We start from the raw sequence: 24,212 nt of genomic DNA, 5'->3' as shown, positions 1-24,212 counted from the left end.
ATGAAATGTAAGTAGGTTTGTGTAAAGTATTTACACAAACCTACTTACATTTCAGTATAAATTATTATACTATTTTGACATAACTTGTAGTATTACATCTTTGCTGGATTTCTGAATTACAATATTTGCTATATGTTTATCTTTTTTTGCAAAAATACTATAGTGTTTTGTCGCTCCTGTAATAGTCCAACCATCTTTTTTTAAAATATTTTCATAATCTTCAAACACCTTTGTATCTGTAGTGTTTTTTATAGTATATTTTGAAGTAGCAAGTACTGATTTTTTGCTTGCAGCAGTGTACTCAGTTGGTTGTACTCCATTGTATGATGGAAGATATGTTAATTTTTGAGTATAGATTATTTTAGTATTAGTAATAGGTGTAGTAGTGGTAGGTTTACTCGCATTAACAGGAGCTTTTGCACCACATGCAACAAATAATATTGATATACCTAATACCATAGGAATGTATAAAAACTTTTTCAAAAAAATCACCTCATTGAAATTTTAGTCAAGATTAGAGGTAATGTCAAGTTTTTCATAGAAAACAAGTATTTTTTAACTTAAATATAATAACATTTATAAAAGTGCAACTATATTGTCGGACTAATCGTTATTTAAGTGTAAAGGGTAAAAATTTAACCTTTAATAGTACATAAAATCACAATTAATATATGATTAGGGGTACTTAATATAAAGTATTAAAGATAAAACAAAACAATGGAGGTAAAAATATATGAATAAGAAAATTACAGGGTGTGCTCTTGCTACACTCATGATAGCAGGATCAACATCATTCTCAGCTTTTGCTTCAATGTCAAGTGGTACGGTTGTAATAGGTAATAAAGCTTTTGACTTAGCTTATGCTAACACACCAGCGAATATTGTTGAAATAACTAACGCAATAGTTGCAGGTGGTTCAGTTTATATTAAAAATTTTGAAGGAAAGTGGATTAATAATGAAGGTGGATTAAAAGTAGAAGCAAGTGCTATACCAGCAGTAGTTTATAAAAATGCTACTAAAGAAATTAAATTTGATGCTGGAGATAAAGATGCATCAGGTGCTCTAGAAGCATCATATTTAGCAACGTTTACTAATGCAACAAATGCAATCAACAATACGTCTAATATTATATATTTAACAGCAGCAGATCAATATGGAAAAGCTTATAATATAGCAACAGATTCTTCTTATAAAGTAACAGCTACAATAAATGGAATGCCTTTAACAACAGAAGTGAAACTCGCAACAGAGAATAATATGGCAAAAATCACAATAGCAAAAGAGCTAGTTGAAAATGACGCTGTAGTTATTAAAGTAGAAAAATTTGATAAAGATGGAGGGGATAAAACAGCTAAATTATTAGCTTCAATAAGTTCTGTGTACATAGTGGAGAAAGATGGAGCAGTTGTTCCTAAGTCAATTGCAAAAGTAACTCCATCAGTAGATAGTATAGTAGTAGGAGATGCAAAAGTAACTTTAACAGCTGATATAAGAAATCAATTTAATAACCCAATGTCAGATGCAGGTAAAGGTAAAGCACTAGTAAGATGGGTAGTAGATGCAGGTATGGATTTAATAGATGATAATGGGGTACTTGGAAATGAATCACAAAGTGATAATGATACACAATTAAATAAAGTAGAATTCACAGCTATAAAACCAGGTACAATAACTATAAGTGCATATAATATTGCTAATGGTGCTAAAGCTACATATACAGTTGTAGTAGCACCAGCTAAACTTACAGCACTTAGGCTAACTTCTGAAAATCCAACTACGCAGTTTAATAATGAAAATATTAAATATAATAAAATAGCTAGAAATGATGGTACCGTATTAACAGCGGATATGATTAAATTTAACATAACTCCAAAAACTGTAAATACAGTTGCAAGTGATATAACAGTTTCAGCTGCACTAAGAGGTGGTAGTGGTACTGATAAAAATGATATACTAATCAATGCTAAAACAACAAAAGTTGGGACCTATGAAGTTACACCATATGTAGGAACCACATTTGATGCAGAAGGTACTATAAAATCAGCAAAATTTGATGTATCAACTACATTAAATGCAACTGCAACAAAGATTGATGCAATAACATTATCAAAACTTAAAGTTGATATAAAACAAGTAGCAACCTTATCGATAAGAAATACTTACAATGAAGTTATAGACGTAACTTCCAATAATGTTACTACTGTAGTTTATAAAGATGGAATAGTATCTGATAAAGTAATAGTGGAAAAGTTAGATAAAGATGGACAACTAGCAACTACAAAGCCAGTTAAAAACCTAAGATTCAATGCCATAGCTGCTGGAAACTATTCGGTACGCGTAACAGTTAATGGAACAACTGCAACTTATGATATATCAGTTTTAGCAGAACTTACAACACTTAAAACAATTGAGTTTGGGAATAGTGTTGCACAAGATACTATAGTAGCTAATGCTACGGAACCTGTTTATAGAGTGATAAGTGTAAAAGATAATAAAGGTGATGAAATAACTCCTGATATTAAAGATTGGTCTATTTCAACTAAAAATGGTGCAAATGCTATTGCGAGTTTTGCAAGCCTTGTTTATTACAAACGAGATGTAAGAGGACTGGTTGTAGAAGCTACTTCAATGGAGGCGCAAGGAATAGCTGTGAAATTTGTTCCCAATGTAGCACCTATAAATGCTTATACTACAGATACAATATTAACAGTAACAGTTGGAAATAAGGCAATATCTGCAACAGATGTGATCAAAGATACATTAAATGTAACTGTAAAAGCTAAGAGTTCAGTAAAGAATATAACTCTAGCAGATTCAGTCGTTACAATAATTCCTGGAGCTACTGTTAAAAAAGAATTAGTTTTACTTGACCAATATTCAAAAGCTATAACTGATCCTACAATGGTAACAGCTATGGCAACAGATGATACAAAAGTTACTGCGGCAGTTTCCTTTGATGCAATAGCTAAAAAGATGTATATAACATACACTGGCAAAAAAACAGGAACTGATACAATAGTTTTAAAAGCAGTGGCTGACGCTAATGTAAAACTAACTGTAAATGTAACTATTGGGGATAACACAAATATAAGCTCCATAGCCTTTGATACAAATCCTTATAAAGTGTACAATTCAACTGATGATACGAAAGATCAAACAGTAGCATTAACTTATAAAGTAAATGGTGGGTTAATAGACATTCCTGCAAGTGCAATTAGCGTAATTGCTGATTCAGATTTAGTTACTGTAACTAAATCTGGTTCGAAAATATTTGTTAAAGCTAAGGCAAATGATGCTGCAACAGGTATTGGGGGTAGTGATGCAGTTGTAACAATAAGCATTCTTACAGCTAATGGAAAAACATCTTCAATATATTTAACATTCTCTGATGATGCACTAGTAGTTGATAAATCAACAGTAGTAATTAAAGACACTGTGGATGAAAATATAGGTGTAGCAGGAGTACAATTAGTAATTGGAAAAATGGAAACAACAAAACAGATTATTTTAATAGGCAAAGATCAGTATGGAATTGAAAAAGAAGTACAAGCTGATACAACTTGGACTTCTGCAAGTGAGGAAGTAGCTACAGTAAATTCTTCTGGTCTTGTGACAGCAGTAAAAGCTGGAAAAACAACTGTAACAGGTTTCTATAAAGGAAATTTATATACTATAGAAATTGAAGTAACAAAATAAAAGGGGTCAGGCCCCTGGGTAAATATGGTAATAAATACGTTGGCAAAGCCCCTATTGCACCATAAATAGATGTTTTGCTTAGTGATATATTTTATTTTAAAAAATGTATGAAAACAAACAGTCATTGTTTGCTTTCGTACATTTTTTCGTTATATAATGTATTATATATTATAAAAATAAAAAAAATAACATAAAATGGTAAAAATAAGTTTAAAAACAGACAATTTTAAACACAATGCTAATAAAAAAGTGGGGATACGCATGCTGAAATGGATTTTAAATAAAGGCTTAAGGTTTCAAATAATACTAATATTATTAATAGTGCTAATGGTTCCGGCAGGGGTATTAACTTGGAGTATTATGTTTCCATCTAAAGCTTCAAAAGTATTTAGGACCATGCAAGAGGATAGACAAAGCAATTTATTATTATACATAGATGAAAGTATGAATAAGGAGCAGTTATATAAATTAAATCAAAATAGCGGCAATACATCGAAAGAGGGGGAAGAATTAGTTTCAAAGCTTAAATCTTTTTCTAGGACAGTAAGAGAAACAAGCCTAGGAATTTATCTACCAAAATATAAAAAGACATATACATTTGGGAATATACATAATAATGCTATGAAATTACCGGAGGATCAACCTGGAAGTGAATTTTTTCAAAGTTTAGATGAAGTATTAAGAACAAAAAAGGATAAAGTTCAATATATAAACTATAAAAACAGAGAAATTTTAATGTGTTTTCATGCCATAAAATATAATTCTGAGGTTACGGCTGTAACCTGGGCTGCTACAGCTATTCCACCTGAATTTCGTTATGAGAGACCAATACTCGCATATGTAGGAATCTTTGGTCCCATAGGGATAATAGTAGGATTGATTTTAATGATAATAATAGTAAATAATTCAAATAAAAATATTTATAAAATTGGAAGAGGATTGGAGCTTATGACAAGTGACCTCTCCTATAGGATTGAATCCATGGATGGAGATATAGGTAAGGTTGCAAAATCAATTAATATTATGGCCAGTTCCCTTGAAAAGAAAGAAGCGTTAGAAGAACAGCTAAAAAGGTCAGAAAAACTTGCGTCCCTAGGACAAATGATATCAGGAGTAGCACATGAAATAAGGAATCCACTAAGTATAATAAGAGGAACTGTTCAGCTTATGGAAAAGAACTTTAAAAATGTAGAGGGATTAGAGGAGTATGTAAAGATAGTTAAGGAACAATCAGATAGAGAAAATAACGTTATCCAAGAACTTCTAGATTACGCAAGACCATCAAAACAGGTGATGATGAAACTTAACGTTAATTTTTTGATAAAAGGAGTTTTGTCCTTCACTAATAAATATATTGGAGAAAAGCATGTAAGTCTTAATCTAGAATTAGAAGAACAAATGCCTGAGCTTTTAATGGATTGTGATAAAATCAAACAGGTTTTTGTTAATATGATTTTAAATGCTTGTGAGGCTATGGAAGAGGTGGGGACGCTAGGTATAAAAACTCTAAGTATAAGAACTGAAAAGGATGATAAATGGGTAAGAACCTATTTTGAAGATACAGGAGTAGGTATGGATGAAGTGGAAATGAAAAACATATTTAATCCCTATTATACCACTAAGCCAAGGGGTACAGGACTTGGACTTGCAATAAGTAACGGCATAATTGAAATGCATGGCGGATACATAAAAGTTACAAGTAAAAAAGGAGAAGGGTCAAGTTTTGTTGTAGAATTGCCAATTAGTAATAAGGAAGGTGATACTGTTGGGTAAGATTTTAGTAATAGATGATGAAGAATATATAGGTTGGGTCATTAAAAAAGCCTTTGAACCCACTGATAACCAGGTTTCACTATGTCTTTCTGGGAAAGCGGGACTTTTAGAAATTCAAAAGCAAAGTTATGATTTGATATTTTTAGACCTGCGACTTCCAGATACAGATGGAATGGATTTACTATTAAAATTAAAAAAAATACAACAGCACATAGCGGTTATCATTATTACAGCTCACGGTAGCATAGATACAGCCATAGAGTGCATGAAACGGGGGGCTTTTGATTATATTACAAAGCCTTTTGATGTGGATGAGCTATTGCTTCAAGCTGAAAAGGCTATGGAAATGGCCAGGCTTAGAGGAGAACTGTTTTATCTGAGAAGTAAAGTTATAAAGGAAATTGATGACGTCAGATTTTTAAGTAAAAATGAAAGAGTAAATTTAGTTTTTAATTCTATTGATCAGGTAGCAGAAACCTCAGCTACCGTGCTTATAATTGGTGAAAATAGCACTGGAAAAAAATTACTTGCAAAAAGAATACATCATAAGAGTAGCAGAAAAAATTATGCTTTTGTAGCTTATAACTGCAGTAATGAGAATGAAAGATCAATTGAAAGTGAATTGTTTGGAAGTGAGAAAATCAATTCTATGGGGGCTATAGAAAGAACTCTTGGAAAATTTGAGTTAGCAGATAATGGAACAATTTTTCTGGAGGAAGTAGGAGACATGAGCTTAAGTGTTCAAGCAAAGATACTTAGACTAATTGAAGAAAAAGAGTTTCAAAGAGTTGGTAGTAATAGCAATATTAAAATTAATGTTAGAATTATTGCTACTTCAAATAAGAGCTTAACTGAGGCTATTGAGGAAGGAACCTTTAGAAAAGATTTATATTACAGATTAAATGTGTTACCCCTTGAATTACCACCTTTAAGACACCGAAAAGAGGATATTATAGATTTAGTAAATTATTTTATAAAAAAATATGATACGGTGGAAAAAATATCTAAAATAACACCTGAAGCCATTAAGTTTCTTAAAAGTTATCATTGGCCTGGCAACATACGCGAACTTGAAAATGTGGTAGAAAGAATTGTAATTTTAAGTGAGGAAAAAATACTTAGTTTAAACAGTCTTCCCATGGAAATAATTGGTCAAAGAAAAAATATTAAAGATCCAATCATTTATTTTCCAGAGGGAGGTATAAATTTAGAAGCTGTAGAAAAAGAGTTGATTTTAAAAGCTCTGAAATTAAGTGGACAAAATCAGAGCAAGGCAGCTGGGCTTTTAGGGATTACAAGATCTGCATTGATTTATAGGATGCAAAAACATCATATAAATTGATGTTAAATATATAATGAAGATGAATGGAGGGTGAAAAATATTGAAATTTGATTTTAAGGCAAAGTTTAAGGATGGTATTTCAAAATTAACTATTAAAAGGGTAGTTATTGGTGTGGTTGTAGTTGTAGCCTTTGTTGCAATATTTAAAAGTAGTTTTGTGCAGAATAAATTTTTTACTTCAAAGACCCTAATAGAGCAAAATACTACTATTGCAAAAAAAGGAAATCTGAAGGTACTAGTATCAGGATCAGGTCCTATTTACTTTACAAACTCAAGTAAAATTTATTCGAAAATTGGAGCCACAGTTACAAAGGTTAATTATAAAGAAGGGGACACAGTAAAAGCTGGGGATATTATATATGAACTAGATGATACTGATGCACAGACTTCAATTAATACAAAATCCAATAGTTTTAAGCAAAATCAAATATCAGCGGGGTCTAGTGATGATGCAGTAAATAATCTATCCATTAAAGCTCCTTTTACTGGCCTTGTTAGTGATATTGTAATAAGTCAAGGCGATACAGTTGCAAAGGGTGGTACTGTTTTTACTATAGCTGATACCACAAAGCTTAAAGTATTGTTAACTTATAATTCATCAGCTATTGGTCAAATAAGCCTTGGACAATCTGCTAAGGTGTATTTAACATCATTAATGCAGTCTGTAACTGGAAGTGTAACATACATAAGTAATCAACAAACTGCAACCACTGTAGGGGGACAGTTATACACAGTGGAAGTTCAAATTAACAATCCAGGTGCTGTTATTTCAGGAATGACTGCAAGTGCTGATATTCAAACTTCAAAGGGGACGGTATCAAGCACTGACACCGCAGCACTTAATTATATAAAAAAACAGACTGTTGTAAGTTTAACTGGTGGAACGGTGGAAAGTATTTCAGTTAAGCAAAACCAAAAGGTTGATTCAGGACAAGTTCTTATAACAATGAAAAATGATGATATTACTAGAGCTAAACAAAACTCAGATTTACAATTAGAAAATGCTAAGAATGAGATGAATTTAAACACAAAACAGCTTGATAATTATAAAATAATCGCTCCTATTAATGGAGTAGTAACAAAAATTAGTAATAAAGTTGGCGATACTATTAAAGCAGGGGATGAGCTTTCAGATGTTTCAAATCCAGCAAAAATGGAGTTTGATATACCTGTAGATGAACTAGATATAGCTAAACTTAAAGTTGGTCAGAAGACAAAGATTACTGTAGATGCACTGCCGGCCACTTCAAAAATTCCTGTTACGGGAGAGGTTTCAAAAATTGCGGTAACTGGAACTTCAGAAGGGGGAGTAACCACTTTTATAGTAACTGTTAAAGTTAATGATAACTTAGATAAGCTTAAGGGTGGAATGAATGCAAATGGTGAAATAGAAGTATCTAATAAAGATAATATTTTGTATGTACCTATAGAAGCTATAACTACAATTAGTGGAAAAAGCTTTATATACATTAAAGGAGCTGGGTCTACATCAGGTGGAAGGCCAACTATGGGTGGAGCAGCTAGGCAGACAGCAGCAACAACTACTGCTGATAAAGGAAATAGTAAGAGTGAGGCTACGGTAAGTACTAAAATAGCTGGAGGTAGCACCTCAGGTAGTTTTAGTGGTAAATCCAAAGCTAAGACAAATACTACTGCAAGTAAAAAGCAAAATTATTACGATGGTTCAGCACAAACTGAGGTCCAAGTAGGACTTAATACTGATACCTCTATAGAAATTACAAGTGGGTTAAAGGAGGGAGATGTGATTATTTTGCCAGAAACTAAGGCTGCATCTACAACTAAGAGTACTTCAACTGCATCAGGTGGCATGGGTGGCGGTAGAGCACCTGGAGGTGGATTTTAATGATTCAAATAACTGATATGTCCAAGATTTATACAATGGGAGAAAATAGAGTAACTGCATTAAACAAAATAAACTTGCATATAAGTTTACATGAGTTTGTTGCCATAGTTGGACCTTCCGGTTCAGGAAAATCTACTCTTATGAATATGCTTGGATGCTTAGATGTGCCAACCTTTGGAAGTTATAAATTAGATGGTGAAGAAGTGAGTAAGTTAAAGGATGACAGACTAGCAGAAATAAGAAATTTCAAAATTGGTTTTATATTTCAAAAATTTAATTTACTTCCGAAGCTTTCAGCTTTAGAAAATGTTGAGCTTCCACTTATATACCAGGGAGTTCACAATAAGGAGGCTAAAAAAAGAGCAATGGAAGCATTAGCCACAGTTAGTCTAAAAGAAAGAATGCACCATAGACCTAGTGAACTTTCAGGGGGTCAACAGCAAAGGGTAGCTATTGCCAGGGCCTTAGTAACAAAACCACCAGTACTGCTTGCAGACGAGCCTACTGGGGCCCTTGATAGCAAAACAGGAATAGAAGTAATGGGCATTTTGAAAGAGCTTAATTCTAATGGAAATACAATCATTCTAATAACTCATGATAATAATCTTGCTGAAGAGGCAAAGCGCATTATAAGAATTTCAGATGGTGAAATCACTGAGGACAAGGAGATGGTATAGTGAAATTTATTCAAGCTTATAAAATGGCTATAAAGAGTATAGTCTCAAATAAGGTAAGGTCCTTCCTTACAATGCTTGGAGTTATTATTGGTGTAGGGTCAGTAATTATTGCTGTAGGTGTTGCACAGGGAAGTACCGCTAGTATAACAAATTCACTTTCTGGTCTTGGCTCAAATTTGATAAATATAAATATAACTGGAAGGGGTAGTAATAGAAATGTTACTTATGCTGAGCTAAAAAAATTTCAAAGTGACAATAGCACTATAATTGCGAATATTGCGCCTCAGGCTACTAGTAAATCTACAGTAAAAGTAGAAAATTTAAGCAGAGATACTTCACTCCTAGGTACAAGTCCTGAGTATGCAGACATTAATAGTACTACAGTACAAGAGGGGAGATTTTTGATTCAATTAGATATTGATTATAATCAAAAGATAGCAGTTATTGGAACTGCTGTTGCTAATGATATCTTTAAAGGTCAAAGCCCAATTGGGAAGATTATGAAAATATCGGGACAGCAGTTTAAGGTTGTTGGAGTCCTTACACAAACTGCAGATGGAGTGGATTCCTCCACAGATGATAGAGTAATTATACCGATAAATGTTGCAACAAAGCTTAGTAAATCAGCTGTTATTAAAAGTTTTTCAGCGCAAGCAACTAGTGCTGATAGTGTAGACAAATCTGTTACAATTTTAACTACATTTTTAACTAAGATTTATAAAAGCGATAGTGCATTTAGAGTTACAAATATGGCAGCGGTTCTATCTTCGCTTAATTCAATTACATCAACTCTTACAGTAGTTCTTGCAGGTATAGCAAGTATATCCCTTGTAGTAGGTGGAATAGGAATAATGAATATCATGTTGGTTTCAGTAACGGAAAGAACCAGAGAAATAGGAGTTAGAAAGGCCATTGGAGCAAAAAAAAGAAACATATTAACCCAATTTTTAATTGAGGCCTTAGTGGTTACTGGACTAGGCGGTATTATGGGAATAATTGTGGGTGTGTGTACCATAAAATTTGTTATAGGTGGTCTTAAAATCGTTCCAGAAGTATATTCGATTACTTGGATTTTACTTTCTTTTGGTATTTCACTTTTAATTGGAGTGGTTTTTGGAATGTATCCAGCCAACAAAGCAGCAAATTTAAATCCAATAGATGCATTAGCATATGAATAAGGGGTCAGGCCCCTGAATTGTATGAATAAGGGGTCAGGCCCCTGGGTAAATATGGAATAAATATTCTAATAAAAAGGATGGTGTAAAAATGAAATTTAGAAAATCTACATTGAGTATTTTACTAATACTGACACTTTTAATAAGTACAATAAGCTCAAGTTTTGCATTTGCAGCAGATACGCTTGACTACGTAGGATCAGTTTCAAGGATGAAGCAGCTTGGAATAATAGACAGTTCAGTAACTACTGTTACTAAGGTTATGACAAGAGGTCAATTTGTTAAAGCTGTAGTAATGGCGGATAATTTACTAGATGAAGCCTCAGGAATGGAAGGGGCTACTGTATTTCCAGATGTTGTATCCTATAGTGATCTAAGTGGATATATAAGTGTGCTGATAGATAAGCAATTAATCAGCGGTATGGCAGATGGAAAATTTCACCCTGAAGCTTCCATAACTTATTCAGAAATTTGTACTGTGCTTGTAAAGTTATTAGGTTATACAGATAGTGATTTAACAGGAACTTGGCCAGCAAATTATTTAGGTAAGGCCCAAAATTTGAAGATTACGGATAAGTTAGTCTTGAAGAAAAGTGATAAGGTTACATTTAGGGATGCAGCAGTAATGTTTGATAGGCTTCTTGACACTAAAATAAAAAGTGCTAGCACAACTAGCACAACTGGTACTACAAGTACTACTGCTACTGAAGTGATTTTTTCTAATTCAGTAAGTTTATATTCGGATTGTATAGTGCAGGATAATTCAAAATCCTATGAGAATTTAGCGGCGGACGAAGTGTTAACAGATAAAGGCGTTCTGTCATTAGCAGACAATACTGCATTACTTCAGGTTGGAGCAACTTATAGGCTTAAAATAGAAGATGGCGAGATTACAAAGGTTTATGGTAAGGTAAGAGAGCCAATAACAGTTACTGTAAAAAGCATGGTGGGTAATATTGCTTATTATGATGAAAGTGGTAAAGAAAAGAGCATGACACTACCATCTAGTATTACTTATTATTATCATGGTGTAAAAAAAGAGTATGCAAGCTTAAGTAGTCTTTTGTTAGCTAATATGTCAATAGTATTTGATTATAACGATAAGGTGGCATCTAGTTATGCAGTAATAACGGATGCAATATATAGCAAGCCACAACTTGCGTTAGGTTTTGATCCTAAGTTAGATAAACTAGGAGATATAGCCTTTGATTCTAATACTAGGATCATAAAAAACGGTCAGCCAATAACAAAAAATGATATTAAAGATAGGGATGTAGTCTACAGTATTACTGATATAAATAGTAACAATAGATATATACTTGTTGTTGAAAATTATATAGAGGGTAATATTACAGCATTACTTGCTGATGCATATAGTTCAAATGGTATTCAAATAGATACAGTGAGCTACAACTACAGCGATGATATGGATATTTCTAAGCTTTCCTCTTTTTCTAAAGGTGACTTGGTATCTATAATACTAGGGCATGACGGTAAGGTAGTGGATATAAGAAGCATAGAAGAAAAAACTGGTAGTATTGCAGAATATATAATACTAGGGAATTCTAAGACTTCAGACAAAAATTCTACGACTTTAGATAGTCTAGCAGATAATGAAATTCTTACTAATAAAGGAATACTAACCTGTAAGGCTGGTGTTGCTCCTCTTGAAATTGGTGGAAAATACCAATTATATGTTAATAATAATGTCATTACTGAAATTGATAAAAAAGAAAATTCAGTAGAAAATTATTCTGTAACCAGTGTAGCAGGTTCAATAATAGCTTATAATGATGACAATAATATAGCTAAAACGATGACACTGCCAAAAGCTAATTTATATTATTATCATGGAATATCTGTAGATTATGAAGTTGCAGCCAAAGCTGTAAGAGCTTATTCTTCAATTGTTTTAACAAAGAAGAGTGATAATTTAGGTTATGACTATGCAGTTATTGTTGATGCTAATTTTGGTAAGCCACAGGTTTATAAAGCTGATAATGCTAAACTTCTAGATCAAATTAAAAATACAAGATATTCTTATATTTATAGAGGCGCTAATATACAAGAATCACAGTTAAACGCTTATGATGTAGTTTATTTTGTATCAGATATTTGGAATAAGAACACCTTCATTTATGTAAATGATAAGGTTGTGCTTGGAACAATTACAGCCTTCACACCAGATATAATTAATCCAACAGGATTAACAATTAATAGTGTAAACTATACCTTTAGTAAATATTTCAATAAAGCTAGACTTAATAATTATGATGGTAGTATTGGAAACTTTATAACCAATGTTAATGTTAAAGATTTTAAAACCTTAGTTTTGGGTGTTGATGGTAAGATAGTTGACATTTATTAAGAGGGGTCAGGCCCCTGGGTAAATATGGGTCTTAAAAAGGGGTCAGACCCCTGGGTGAATATGAGACCTATGGGTAAATATGGAATAAAGAACAACCCTAGTGCATTAATTGTACTAGGGTTGTTTTTTTAGAATAAATTAAGTGATTATCTTATGTTCTATAATAGGGAAATTGACTAATAATGGATACGATGATACAATAAAATAAGCCGAATGTATTTGGTTTATTTACTATAAAATAACGGGGGAGTTGCGTAAGTATGAAAAGATCAAGAAATTATCTATGTTCCACAATAATAATCATATCAACATTTATGACTATAAATGTATTTGCACAAGGAGTAAATGTAAATAATAATACTAGTATTACAACGGATAAAGTTACATTAAATAATAAAATTATTGTTAAAGATGTGGATGGTGATATAGACATACAATTAAATAAATCAAAACAAGGAGGGTATAAATTCATTCAGTTACAAAAGCATAATGATAAATGGGGAATATCAATTAAAAAAGAAAACAATTCAAATAATGGTAACCATTTGAGTCTTGATCTTAATTTTGGCTTTACTACTGAAGATAGGTCTAATATAAGTGATCCAGTATATAATCAAAATACCTATTCGGATACTGATACTGATGGTGATGGGTTAACCGACTATCAAGAAATTCATAAATATTTCTCTAATCCTTATAATAGAGATACTGATGGTGATGGAATACCAGATGGTGACCTAAATGAAAGAACCGAAAATACCTATGTAATTAAGACTACAATGAGAATAAACAAACCTTATAATATTAATGTAATGAAAAATGATAATTATCAAGATGTTACATTAAAAGGAGAAAATTCAGAGTATGGTATATTTGATATAGTATTATATCCATATAATACAAATAATGTAGATTCAAATTATAACTGGAAAGACTATGCCAAAAGTTCAGAACTTCAACAATATTTAAAACCTACAATAACTGCTAATTGGGATAATCAATTAAGGACAACTATAATTTCAGATTTAAAATATCAGGGTATTGATATAGAAAATTCTATGTATAATGGCGTTAAAGTTGCAGACACTCAAATTGTAGAAAAAGTAACAAATTACATTTTTAATAATACACAAAGCTTAAAAGAATTTACTAATTTTTATACATCTTTTTCCAATGGTATACCTATGATAGCACCAGAATTGCAATCAGCATTTCAAAGAGATAAGGGCAATCAATCATGGTCTACACAGGAACAATTTAATCATGAATTGTATGGTAAACAAATGTACATGAATAAGCAACATGGTTCAGATACATCATCAGCAATATTGATGGAAACTGTATTTAGAGCTATAGGTATTCCTTGTAGGATAATTCAAACAGTACCTATTATTGACTGTAATGACCCGATTCAACAAGCGTTATTAAATAATATTAGTGATGCAGATATTCGTGGTAAGGTAAGACAAGGTACAGCTGGAATGGTGGGATTTTCTTCTCTTACTTATAATGAAATTTATGTAGGCAACAGATGGGTTAGACTAAACTATGATAAAATAAATCAAAATATTTTTGATGAAAAAAATTCTGATGCTATGATACATTTTAATACAATCAATGATTTATCTGATACTGATTTAACTGTATGGGGAAGAAGATATGCGTTGCAGGTAAAGGATACATTTAAATATGATAATCCTTACGAAACAACAAATATTACTTCTGTAAATGGTATTCACTCTAAACTAAATATAAGGTAGTAATAGGGTATGTATTTGTATCTTAACATTAGTTACCTAGCAAATATAAAAATAAATGCTGTAGATAAATTATCTACAGCATTAACTTTTTGAACTATTATTTAATGCTATTTACCTGTTAATCCACTTTCATGGAACTCTTTTACAAAGCCTTCAGTTGCTTTGTTTATTTTTTCTTTTAAGAAAACCCCAAGAAATAAAGAAACAACAAAATATATAGCCAGTATTAGCATATCTTTAATTAACACGCCCGGTATAATTCCAGCTGTTGCTTCCCTCATTCCTCCTATGGCATAAGTAAATGGCATCATTGGATTTATATATTGAAAGAACGAACCCAATAACTCCACTGGAAATGTTCCTCCAGATCCAGAAACTTGTAATACCATTGCTACCATGGTGAGAGCTTTACCGCCATTGCCAAAAACAGATACCAATGTATAGATTATAGTAATAAATACAACACTTACATAGATCCCAATTAGCACAAGTGGAATAGGGGATACTGTGTAAGTCTTAAGAACAAATAAGTTACCAGCTATAGTTACTAAAGCTTGCATAATTGCAACACTTAAAAATATAAAATATCTTCCAAAAAATTTTTCATTTGTATTCATAGGTGTACCATCATCAAAGTCTTTAACATGAACTGATAATAATGAAACCAGTATATATGCACCTACCCAAATAGCAAGTATAGTATAAAATGGTGTCATAGCTGAACCATAATTAGGTATTGGATAGACCCTATTTTCTACTAGCTCTATAGGATTTGCTAAGAAGTCACTTTTCTTTTTACCATCCTCTTTTAACATCTTGATAAGTTCATTAAGTTTTTCATCATCAGTAAGGTTTCTTAATTTTTCAGCATTTGAATGCATATCTTCTTCAATCTTAGGAAACTTATCCTTTATTTGCTTTAAATCGTCTACGCTTGAGTCAATTTGAGTATTGGCTTGATCAAGTATGCTATTAAACAAGGGCATATTACCTTGTATATTTTGTAACATATCCGCTACAGTATTTGATAGCCCACTTGCATTGTTCATTACATTATCAATTATTGGGTTAGTATCTCTGTTGAAACTATCAATTGTATTATTCATTAACCCTGAAGTTTTATTGGCGCCTTTTATTGCAGCGTCTATATTACTAGTTAAAACCTCATTACCAGTCTCTAGGGTACTAATCATAGAATTAACATGGCTTTGCTGGTTTACCATTTCAGTTTTAACGTTTGAAAGATTATTATTGAAAGTTCCAATAAGAGTACTGTTTAAGGAATTATTTATTGATTTATTAAAACTTAAAACATTGTCGATTTTCTGTATTCCATCCCTATATTTGTCCCGGGTCTTGATTAAAGTGGCTTTAAGTAAAGCCTTATTTGATGGCTGAGAGTCTTGAAATTGAATTAAAGAGGATTCAGCAAGATCTGCTGTATTCTTTATAAGAGCAAGGTCAGCCTTTACAATTGGAGATACGGTTTTAAGTGAATCTTTTGCCTTTCCCATGTTTTCATTGCTTTTTTTAGTAATGTCTAAAGTGTGGTCTACGGCATTAGATATAACAGGAATATCACCCTGAACATTTTTCATGAATTTTTGAAACATTAAGGAGCCCTCATAAACATTATCTATGGATTTCCCGATTTCAGGCATCTTATCATCTACGCTAAGCATTCTATCAATAAGACTCTCCAGTTCTGGTTTGTTCTTCTCAAGCTTACCTCCAACTTGGTTAAGGTAAGAAAAAATTGCGCCACTAGCTGTTTCAATAAAGCTTCTTGATATTTGCTCTTGTAGAGAAGTTGCACCCTTTCCAGTAATTTTTGGAGCTATAGCGTTTAATTTTTCATTAACACTATAAATTAGTTGTGGTTTCGTTGGGGCATTATAAGTTCCAATAGAAAGAAGATCCTTTGAAAAATCCTTAGGAATAGTTAAACTGGCATAATATCTACCGTATTTTACACCCTCCTTAGCATCGCTCTCATTTACAAATTTCCAACCAATAGAGTCATTTGTTTTTAATTTTTTTACTAAATCACGTCCAATATTAACTTTAACATCTTTTAACTGCGAACCATTATCCAAATTAACAACTGCAACTGAAAGTCCTTTAGTCTTTGAATATGGATCCCAACCTGCTTGAATATTAAACCATGCATAAAGTGCCGGTAAGCAAGATACTCCAACTATTATAATTAGTGTTATATAGTTGGAAAATATATTTTTTATATCTCTTTTATAAATTTTGAAAACAATTTTCATATCTATTTTATAAGTTTTTAAAATATTTTTTATACATATTTTAGAACTTTTAAAAATATTCTTCATAAACCTCCACAACCTTACTTATATATTTTAAAATTAACAGTACTGCTTTTTAAGATTTTGATAACTAATTTTATTTAGTTTAATGGTGTGTATATAAATTAAGTACTAGGAATCCTTCGCAGGGCAAAATATCAAATACTATTACTCGGCGAGGCCACTTTCATCAAACTGCCTTGCGGAGTGTGAAGTTATTTTAGTCATTCTTTCTTGTAATAAAAGTCCTAAAAGTAAAGAAACAACAAAATATTTGCCCAGGGTTACCACATTATTCATTAACACTTCTGGTATAATTCCTGCTATGGCTTCCCTCATTCCGCCTATAGCATAAGTAAAGGGTAGCATAGGGTGTATATATTGGGAGAACGTGCCTAATAATTCTACTGGAAATGTTCCTCCTGAGGCAGAAATTTGTAGTACCATCACTACAACAATCAAAGCTTTACCTATATTGCCAAAAATACATACGGTTGCGTACATAAGAGTGATAAATACAATACTTACATACACTCCAAATAGCGTAAGTATAATAGGGGAGACGGCATAGGTCTTCAGTAAAAACAAGTTACCACCTATAGTTACTAAAGCTTGCACAATTCCAATACTTAAAAGGGTAAAATATCTTCCTAGAAATTTTTCCCTTGTATTTATAGGTATGCCACCCTCAAATTCTTTAACCTCAACTGATAAGAATGAAAACATTATAAGTGCGCCTACCCAAATAGCAAGTGTAGTATAAAATGCGGACATAGCTGAACCATAATTAGGTATTGGATAGATGCTATTTTGCTTTAAATTTATGGGGCTTGATAAAAAGTCACTTTCCTTTTTACCATCCTTTTTTAACATCAGGATAATGTCATTAAGTTTTTCATCACTAGTAAGGCTTTTTAATTTTTCTGCATTTAAATGCATATTTTCTTGAGTTTTGGGGAAACTATCCTTTATTTTCTTTAAACTATTTACTTTTGAGTCAACTTTGTTAACAGTTTCTCCAAGTAGTTTATTAACCGTGGGCATATTGTCTTGAACGCCCTGTAACATGACCACTGCATTATTTGATAACTTAGTTATGTTTTTTAGTGCATCATCAATCTTTGGGTCGATTGTGGTGTCAAACTTATCCGTCAAATTATTCATTGATTTTGAAGTTTTATTTGCACCACGCATTGCAGCACTTATATCACTAGTTAAAACTGAATTTCCACGGTCAAGAGTACTAATCATAGAATTAATATCGTTTTGTTGATTTGCCATTTCATTTCTAACGCTTGAAAGATTATCAATTAAAGTATCAATAACGGCACTGTTTAAAAAATTATTCATTGATTTATTTAAACTTGAAACATTGTCAATTGTCTGCATTCCATCCCTATACTGGTCTCGAACTTTAATTAAAACATCTTTCATTAAAGCATCATTTGATGGGATTAAGTCTTGAACTTTAGTTAAAGAAGATTCAGCATTATCTGTTATATCTTTTATAAGGGAAAGGTCTTCCTTTACAATTGGAGATACAGCTTTCAGAGAATCTCTTGATTTTTCTATATAGCTATTACTTGTCTTAGTAATGTCCAAAACATTGTCTAATTCATTAGATATAGTAGGGATATCTCCCTGAACTTTATGCATATATGTTTGAAACATTACAGATTGTCCATAAATATTATCTAAGGACTTTTTAATTTTAGGCATTTTATCATCTAAGCTAACCATTATATCAATAACACTTTCCACTTGTGGTTTGTTTTTTTCTAGCTCAACTCCAACTTGGGTAAGAAAAGAAAAAATTGTTCCACTAGCTGTTTCAATAAAAGTCTTCGTGATTTCTTCCTGTAGAGAAGTTGCACCTTTTCCGGTGATTTTTGGAGATATAGCATTTCTTTTTTCATTAACAGTATAAATTAGTTTTGCTTTCGTTGGATTACTGCTAGTTGCAACAGAAAGAAGATCCTTTGAAAAATCCTTAGGAACAGTTAAACTGGCATAATATTTACCGTATTTTATACCTTTTTGGGCCTCGCTTTCACTTACAAAAGTCCAACCAATAGATTGATTAGTTTTTAAATTTTTTATCACATCATTTCCAATATTTACTTTAACATTTCTTAATTCCGAACCACTATCTAGATTAACAACTGCAACTGAAAGTCCCTTAGTATTTAAATATGGGTCCCATCCAGCTTGAATATTAATCCAAGCATAAAGTGCGGGTAATAAAAGTAGTAATAATATCATGGATAATGTTGCACGGCTTGTTAATATATTTTTCATATCTCTTTTATAAATTTTAAAAACACTTTTAATATTTATTTTATAACCTTTTAAAATTTTAGTCGTATGCAGCCTACAACTTTTCAAAACACTTTTCCTACGCATTTTACAATTTTTCGAAACATTTTTTATATGCAGTTTGCAACTTTTTAAAACATTTCGTATATGCGTTTTACCACTTATAAAAACATTTTTTATATATATTTTAGAGCTTGTCAAAACATTTTTTATATATGTTTTATAATTTCTCCAAATATTCTTCATAAACATTCACAACCTTACCTATGTATTTTTTACAGACCTGTTATACCTAATCCTAAATTCTACATTCTAATAGCCCATTAATAAATCTATGCAGTTTTATTAGGAATTAGGCATACTACTTGTACATTTCATGATTAGCAGCAACACCTTTCAACATTTTTACAACTAATTACAATCCTATTAGAAGCTTTGATTATTAATATATCTTAGCACCTTTATACGCAAATGTATATCTTAGAAAGTCAAAGAATACACAGAAAAAAAAGGAAGAGAGAGTATTTGACAGGGTAATCTTTCTTCCTTTTCTATTATATTCATAAAGGACCTTGACATGTAAAAAATTCAAATATATAATATATTACGTATACGAAATGTTTTCATACGTAATACTTATAAAAAAGGCATTTAGTCAAAAATATATTTAAGGTGGGAAAGAAATATGGAAGAGTTAAATAAAGATAATCAGTTAAATGATAACGTTGAAGTGGCAAGACTATTTCTCCAGGTCCTTGGACTATTTAAACATAAAGTAATTAAAATATTTGAAGATACAGGTGTTACTGGGCTTCAAGCTATGACTATGGGTATCATTCATAAAGAAGAAAGAATGAAAATGACAGAACTTAGCAGAAAGCTTACATTATCTAATAGTACCGTATCTGGTATTGTGGACAGGCTTGAAAAGCAAGGTATAGTGGAAAGAGAAAGAAGTTGCGAGGACAGAAGAGTTGTGTATGTAAAAATATCTCCTAAATTCAATGAAACTCATGAAGATATTCATAAATTAATTCAAGAAAATACCGTAAACATAATGAAAAAGGGAACTCCAGAAGAAATCAATGGAATAGTTAATAGTTTGACCACTCTTAAAAGGCTTTTAGGAGAACAAGATAAATGATTAAAGTTAGTTTTTTGATCGGAGATGATTAATTCGTGATTAAATTGTACAGGTTTTTAGATAAATTTACGGCGCAAATAACAGCAATAGTTATACTTATTTTCTTTCAAGTGATTGCAAACCTTTATTTACCTACTTTAAGTTCAGATATTATTGATAAGGGAATTGCTAATAATGATTTGAATTACATTTTTAAAATTGGTGGTCTTATGATTCTTGTTTCAGCAGGTGGGGTTATATGTTCAGTGGTAGCTGGATTCTTATCCTCAAGAACTGCAGTAGAGCTAGGAATGATCATCCGTAGTAAAATTTTTGCGAAAGTTGAAGGCTTCTCATTACATGAATTTGATAAAATAGGTACGGCCACATTAATAACAAGAACAACAAATGACGTTACTCAAATTCAGCAAGTAACTGTAATGATGTTTTCTATAATGCTATTCGCACCACTTACAGGTATAGGTGGAATTATTATGGCATTAAGAGAAGACAAGCCTCTAACTTGGATTTTTGCAGTTGTAATTCCCTTACTTACTATTATTATTGGAATGGTTCTTCAAAAGGGAATTCCACTGTTTAAATTAATGCAGGTAAAATTAGATAAACTAAATCTTGTTTTACGTGAAGGTCTTACAGGCATCAGGGTAATACGTGCTTTTAACCGTATAGAAAATGAAAAAGAAAGATTTGATGCAGCTAATTTAGGTCTTATGAATAACTCAATAAAAGTAAATAAAATAATGGCAGTGCTTATGCCAATTATGATGTTAATTATGAACCTTACAACCGTTGCAATTTTTTGGTTTGGAAGCATGCGAATAGATGCTGGTAGCATGCAGGTTGGATCACTTATGGCATTTATTCAATATGGGATGCAAATTTTATTTTCTTTTTTAATGATTGCCATGATGTTTATAATGATACCCAGGGCTCAAGCTTCTGCTGAACGGATAAATGAAGTACTGGAGATGGAACCTGAAATCGTAGATTTAGAAAAGACTAGTTTGGCAAACAAGAAAAGCGGATATGTTGAGTTTAAGGAAGTAACCTTTAGTTATCCTGGTGCAGAACAACCTGCAATTAGTAATATAACCTTTAGTGCCGGGCCTGGTGAAGTAACAGCCATTATAGGCGGTACTGGTTCAGGTAAATCAACTTTGATAAATTTAATACCTAGGTTTTATGATGCTACTTCTGGCTGCGTTTTGGTTAATGGTGTAGATGTACGGGAAATCAGCCAGGAAGACTTAAGGGTAAAAATAGGGTTTGTTCCTCAAAAGAATGTTCTCTTTTCTGGTACTATTGCTGATAATATTAAATATGGTAACAATAATGCTACTTTTGATGAAATTAAGCATGCAGCACAGGTAGCTCAAGCCACAGATTTTATAAATGGAATGGATATGGGATTTGATCATTTCATTGCACAAGGGGGAACTAATGTTTCAGGTGGGCAAAAACAGCGTCTTTCTATCGCCCGTGCTTTAGTTAGAAAACCTGAAATATATATATTTGATGATAGTTTTTCAGCACTTGATTTTAAGACAGATGCAAGACTTCGCGCGGCGCTAAAAGATGAAACCGCTGCAGCTACTGTTCTTATTATAGCTCAAAGGGTTGCAACAGTTATGGATGCAGATAGAATAATTGTCTTAGACGAGGGTAAAATTGCGGGAATGGGAATTCATAAAGAGCTTTTAACCAGTTGCAAAGTATATCATGAGATTGTATCCTCACAGCTTTCAGAGGAGGAATTAGAATGAGCGAAAACACAAAAAAAGATAATCAACGTGGAGGTGATGGTGGAGGCTTTGGAGGGAATTTAGGAAAACCTGTACAGAAAGCAAAGGATTTTAAGGGCACATTAATGAGACTACTTGCTTATTTAAGGCCAGAGAAATTTAAATTTATTTTAGTATTTATATTTGCAATTCTTAGTACGGTTTTTAGTATAGTGGGTCCGAAGATTTTAGGAAAAGCAACAACTAAATTGTTTGAAGGTATAATGGCTAAGACGCAACTGAGAGCATTAATACCACAAGAGGCTATGCTTACTCCTTTGGCTACAAATCCATATACTGCAACAGGTACAGTTGTAGGAAGCCTGGCCAAAGTTAAGGCTGCCATCTCTCAAATAATAAATTTTAATGGTGGTAACATAGATTATCCATACATAGAACGTATAATTTTACTATTAATAATATTATATTTGATTAGTGCGCTTTTTAGTTACATTCAACAGTTTATTATGGCTGGAGTTGCTCAGAAAACTGTTTATGGTTTACGTACAGAGGTCGAAGATAAATTATCTAGATTGCCACTTAAATTTTTTGATTCAAGAACTCATGGTGAGATACTAAGTCGTGTTACAAATGACGTAGATAATATTGCCACTACCTTGCAGCAAAGTCTTACACAACTTATTACTTCCATAGCCACAATTATTGGGGTTGTAGTTATGATGTTATCAATAAGCCCATTATTAACACTGGTAGTTATCTTAACCCTACCAATGTATGTAATAGTAACAGCCTTTGTTGCAAAAAAATCACAGAGATATTTTGCAGCTCAACAGAAAGAAATTGGAGCGCTTAATGGACATGTGGAAGAAATGTATACAGGGCATAAAATCGTTAAAGCTTTTGGACATGAGCAGGATTCCATAGAAGAGTTTAATGCAATTAATAAAAGATTATATAATTCAGGTTGGAAGGCTCAGTTCATATCGGGTATGATAATGCCACTAATGAGGTTTATAAGTAATTTAGGTTACGTTATAGTGTCCATGGTGGGTGGGGTTCTTGCCGCTAAAGGAAAAATTAGTATAGGTGATATTCAAGCATTTATTCAATATTCAAGTCAGTTTACTCAACCAATAGTTCAAACTGCAAATATTGCAAATGTAATTCAATCAACGGTGGCCTCTGCTGAACGTGTTTTTGAACTTTTAGACGAGGTAGAAGAAGTAGCAGACGCGCCTAATGCTAAAGTGTTGCAGTCACCTAGAGGTGAAGTAAAGTTTGAGAATGTAGATTTCAGCTATAAAGCAGGAGAACCACTTATAAGTAATATGAATATTGATGTTAAACAAGGTCACACCATAGCCATTGTTGGACCAACTGGTGCCGGTAAATCTACTCTTGTTAACCTATTGATGCGTTTTTATGAAATAGACGCTGGAACAATTTCCATTGATGGAGTGAACATTAATGATATAAAACGTGGGGAGCTTAGAAATATGTTTGGTATGGTACTTCAGGATACATGGCTATTTAATGGAACAATAATGGAAAATATAGCTTATGGTAAAGAGGGAGTATCAGAGGAAGATGTTATGCAAGCGGCAAGAGCTGCTCATGCTCATCACTTTATTAAGACCCTTCCAGATGGTTATGACACGCTTTTAAATGAGGAAGCATCTAACATATCTCAGGGGCAGAAGCAGCTTTTAACAATTGCTCGTGCAATAATTGCAAACCCAGCAATAATGATACTTGATGAAGCTACAAGTAGCGTTGACTCAAGAACAGAAGTCTACATACAAAAGGCAATGGCCGAGCTTATGCAAAATAGAACAAGTTTTGTTATTGCACATAGACTTTCTACAATTAGAGATGCAGAGTTAATACTAGTTATGGATAAGGGAAGTATTATTGAAATGGGTAGTCACTACGCGCTCCTTTCACAAAAAGGTTTTTATGCAGATCTTTATAACAGTCAATTCGCTGGTGCAAATTTAGATAATTAAAAATTAAAGGTAGGTGTACAAAATGAAGGGTAAATT

Annotated in this window: 14 protein-coding genes; 11 read left to right on the top strand and 3 right to left on the bottom strand. The window is 32.3% G+C overall.

Features of this window, described 5'->3' with window-relative positions; genetic code table 11:
* Positions 1-69 precede the first annotated feature (69 nt).
* Positions 70-483: a hypothetical protein gene (locus G9F71_RS20190; RefSeq protein WP_164948481.1), complete on the bottom strand. Its 414-nt coding sequence runs from the start codon at positions 481-483 to the stop codon at positions 70-72.
* Positions 484-733: 250 nt separating this feature from the next.
* Between G9F71_RS20190 and G9F71_RS20185 the strand changes: the two genes are divergently transcribed.
* The 8 genes from G9F71_RS20185 (at position 734) to G9F71_RS20150 (ending at position 14,656) form a co-directional block, all read left to right on the top strand.
* Entirely contained in the window at positions 734-3,697 is a 2,964-nt protein-coding gene (locus G9F71_RS20185; RefSeq protein WP_164948480.1) for an Ig domain-containing protein, read from the top strand.
* A gap of 261 nt (positions 3,698-3,958) precedes the next feature.
* Positions 3,959-5,470, top strand: a complete 1,512-nt coding sequence (locus G9F71_RS20180; protein ID WP_164948479.1) for a sensor histidine kinase — start codon at positions 3,959-3,961, stop codon at positions 5,468-5,470.
* Positions 5,463-6,812, top strand: a complete 1,350-nt coding sequence (locus G9F71_RS20175; RefSeq protein ID WP_164948478.1) for a sigma-54-dependent transcriptional regulator — start codon at positions 5,463-5,465, stop codon at positions 6,810-6,812. The genes G9F71_RS20180 and G9F71_RS20175 overlap by 8 nt, the downstream gene beginning before the upstream one ends.
* Before the next feature lie 40 nt (positions 6,813-6,852).
* Positions 6,853-8,676 carry an efflux RND transporter periplasmic adaptor subunit gene (locus tag G9F71_RS20170; protein WP_164948477.1) on the top strand — a complete coding sequence of 608 codons (1,824 nt, stop codon included), beginning with the start codon at positions 6,853-6,855 and terminating at the stop codon, positions 8,674-8,676.
* Positions 8,676-9,353 carry an ABC transporter ATP-binding protein gene (locus tag G9F71_RS20165; protein WP_164948476.1) on the top strand — a complete coding sequence of 226 codons (678 nt, stop codon included), beginning with the start codon at positions 8,676-8,678 and terminating at the stop codon, positions 9,351-9,353. Before G9F71_RS20170 ends, G9F71_RS20165 begins: the two co-directional genes overlap by 1 nt.
* A complete protein-coding gene (locus G9F71_RS20160; protein WP_164948475.1) occupies positions 9,353-10,531 on the top strand; it encodes an ABC transporter permease in 1,179 nt (392 codons plus the stop codon). The genes G9F71_RS20165 and G9F71_RS20160 overlap by 1 nt, the downstream gene beginning before the upstream one ends.
* An 88-nt stretch (positions 10,532-10,619) precedes the next feature.
* Positions 10,620-12,896 (top strand): S-layer homology domain-containing protein, encoded by a 2,277-nt coding sequence (locus G9F71_RS20155; protein WP_164948474.1) that lies wholly within the window; start codon positions 10,620-10,622, stop codon positions 12,894-12,896.
* A gap of 260 nt (positions 12,897-13,156) precedes the next feature.
* On the top strand, positions 13,157-14,656 hold the full coding sequence (locus G9F71_RS20150) for a hypothetical protein (RefSeq protein ID WP_164948473.1): 1,500 nt from the start codon (positions 13,157-13,159) through the stop codon (positions 14,654-14,656).
* A 107-nt stretch (positions 14,657-14,763) separates the two neighbouring features.
* Here G9F71_RS20150 and G9F71_RS20145 read toward each other — a convergent pair whose 3' ends face one another.
* Together G9F71_RS20145 and G9F71_RS20140 are read right to left on the bottom strand one after the other, a co-directional pair.
* Positions 14,764-16,995 (bottom strand): YhgE/Pip domain-containing protein, encoded by a 2,232-nt coding sequence (locus G9F71_RS20145; protein WP_164948472.1) that lies wholly within the window; start codon positions 16,993-16,995, stop codon positions 14,764-14,766.
* Between the two features lie 141 nt (positions 16,996-17,136).
* On the bottom strand, positions 17,137-19,266 hold the full coding sequence (locus G9F71_RS20140; RefSeq protein WP_224626516.1) for a YhgE/Pip domain-containing protein: 2,130 nt from the start codon (positions 19,264-19,266) through the stop codon (positions 17,137-17,139).
* Between the two features lie 703 nt (positions 19,267-19,969).
* Between G9F71_RS20140 and G9F71_RS20135 the strand changes: the two genes are divergently transcribed.
* From G9F71_RS20135 to G9F71_RS20125, 3 genes are read left to right on the top strand one after another with little or no spacing between them, the layout of a single operon-like run.
* Positions 19,970-20,428: a MarR family transcriptional regulator gene (locus G9F71_RS20135; protein WP_164948470.1), complete on the top strand. Its 459-nt coding sequence runs from the start codon at positions 19,970-19,972 to the stop codon at positions 20,426-20,428.
* A gap of 35 nt (positions 20,429-20,463) precedes the next feature.
* Positions 20,464-22,191, top strand: a complete 1,728-nt coding sequence (locus tag G9F71_RS20130) for an ABC transporter ATP-binding protein (protein ID WP_164948469.1) — start codon at positions 20,464-20,466, stop codon at positions 22,189-22,191.
* The gene (locus tag G9F71_RS20125) at positions 22,188-24,176 is read left to right on the top strand and encodes an ABC transporter ATP-binding protein (RefSeq protein ID WP_164948468.1); all 1,989 of its coding nucleotides are present in this window, start codon (positions 22,188-22,190) and stop codon (positions 24,174-24,176) included. The genes G9F71_RS20130 and G9F71_RS20125 overlap by 4 nt, the downstream gene beginning before the upstream one ends.
* Positions 24,177-24,212: the final 36 nt, after the last annotated feature.

The sequence above is a fragment of the Clostridium sp. FP2 genome (assembly GCF_011065955.2).
In the GTDB taxonomy this organism is placed as follows: domain Bacteria; phylum Bacillota; class Clostridia; order Clostridiales; family Clostridiaceae; genus Clostridium_AD; species Clostridium_AD tagluense.
Note: the sequence above shows the minus strand (reverse complement) of the source record. Positions and strands in the feature narration are given on the sequence as shown.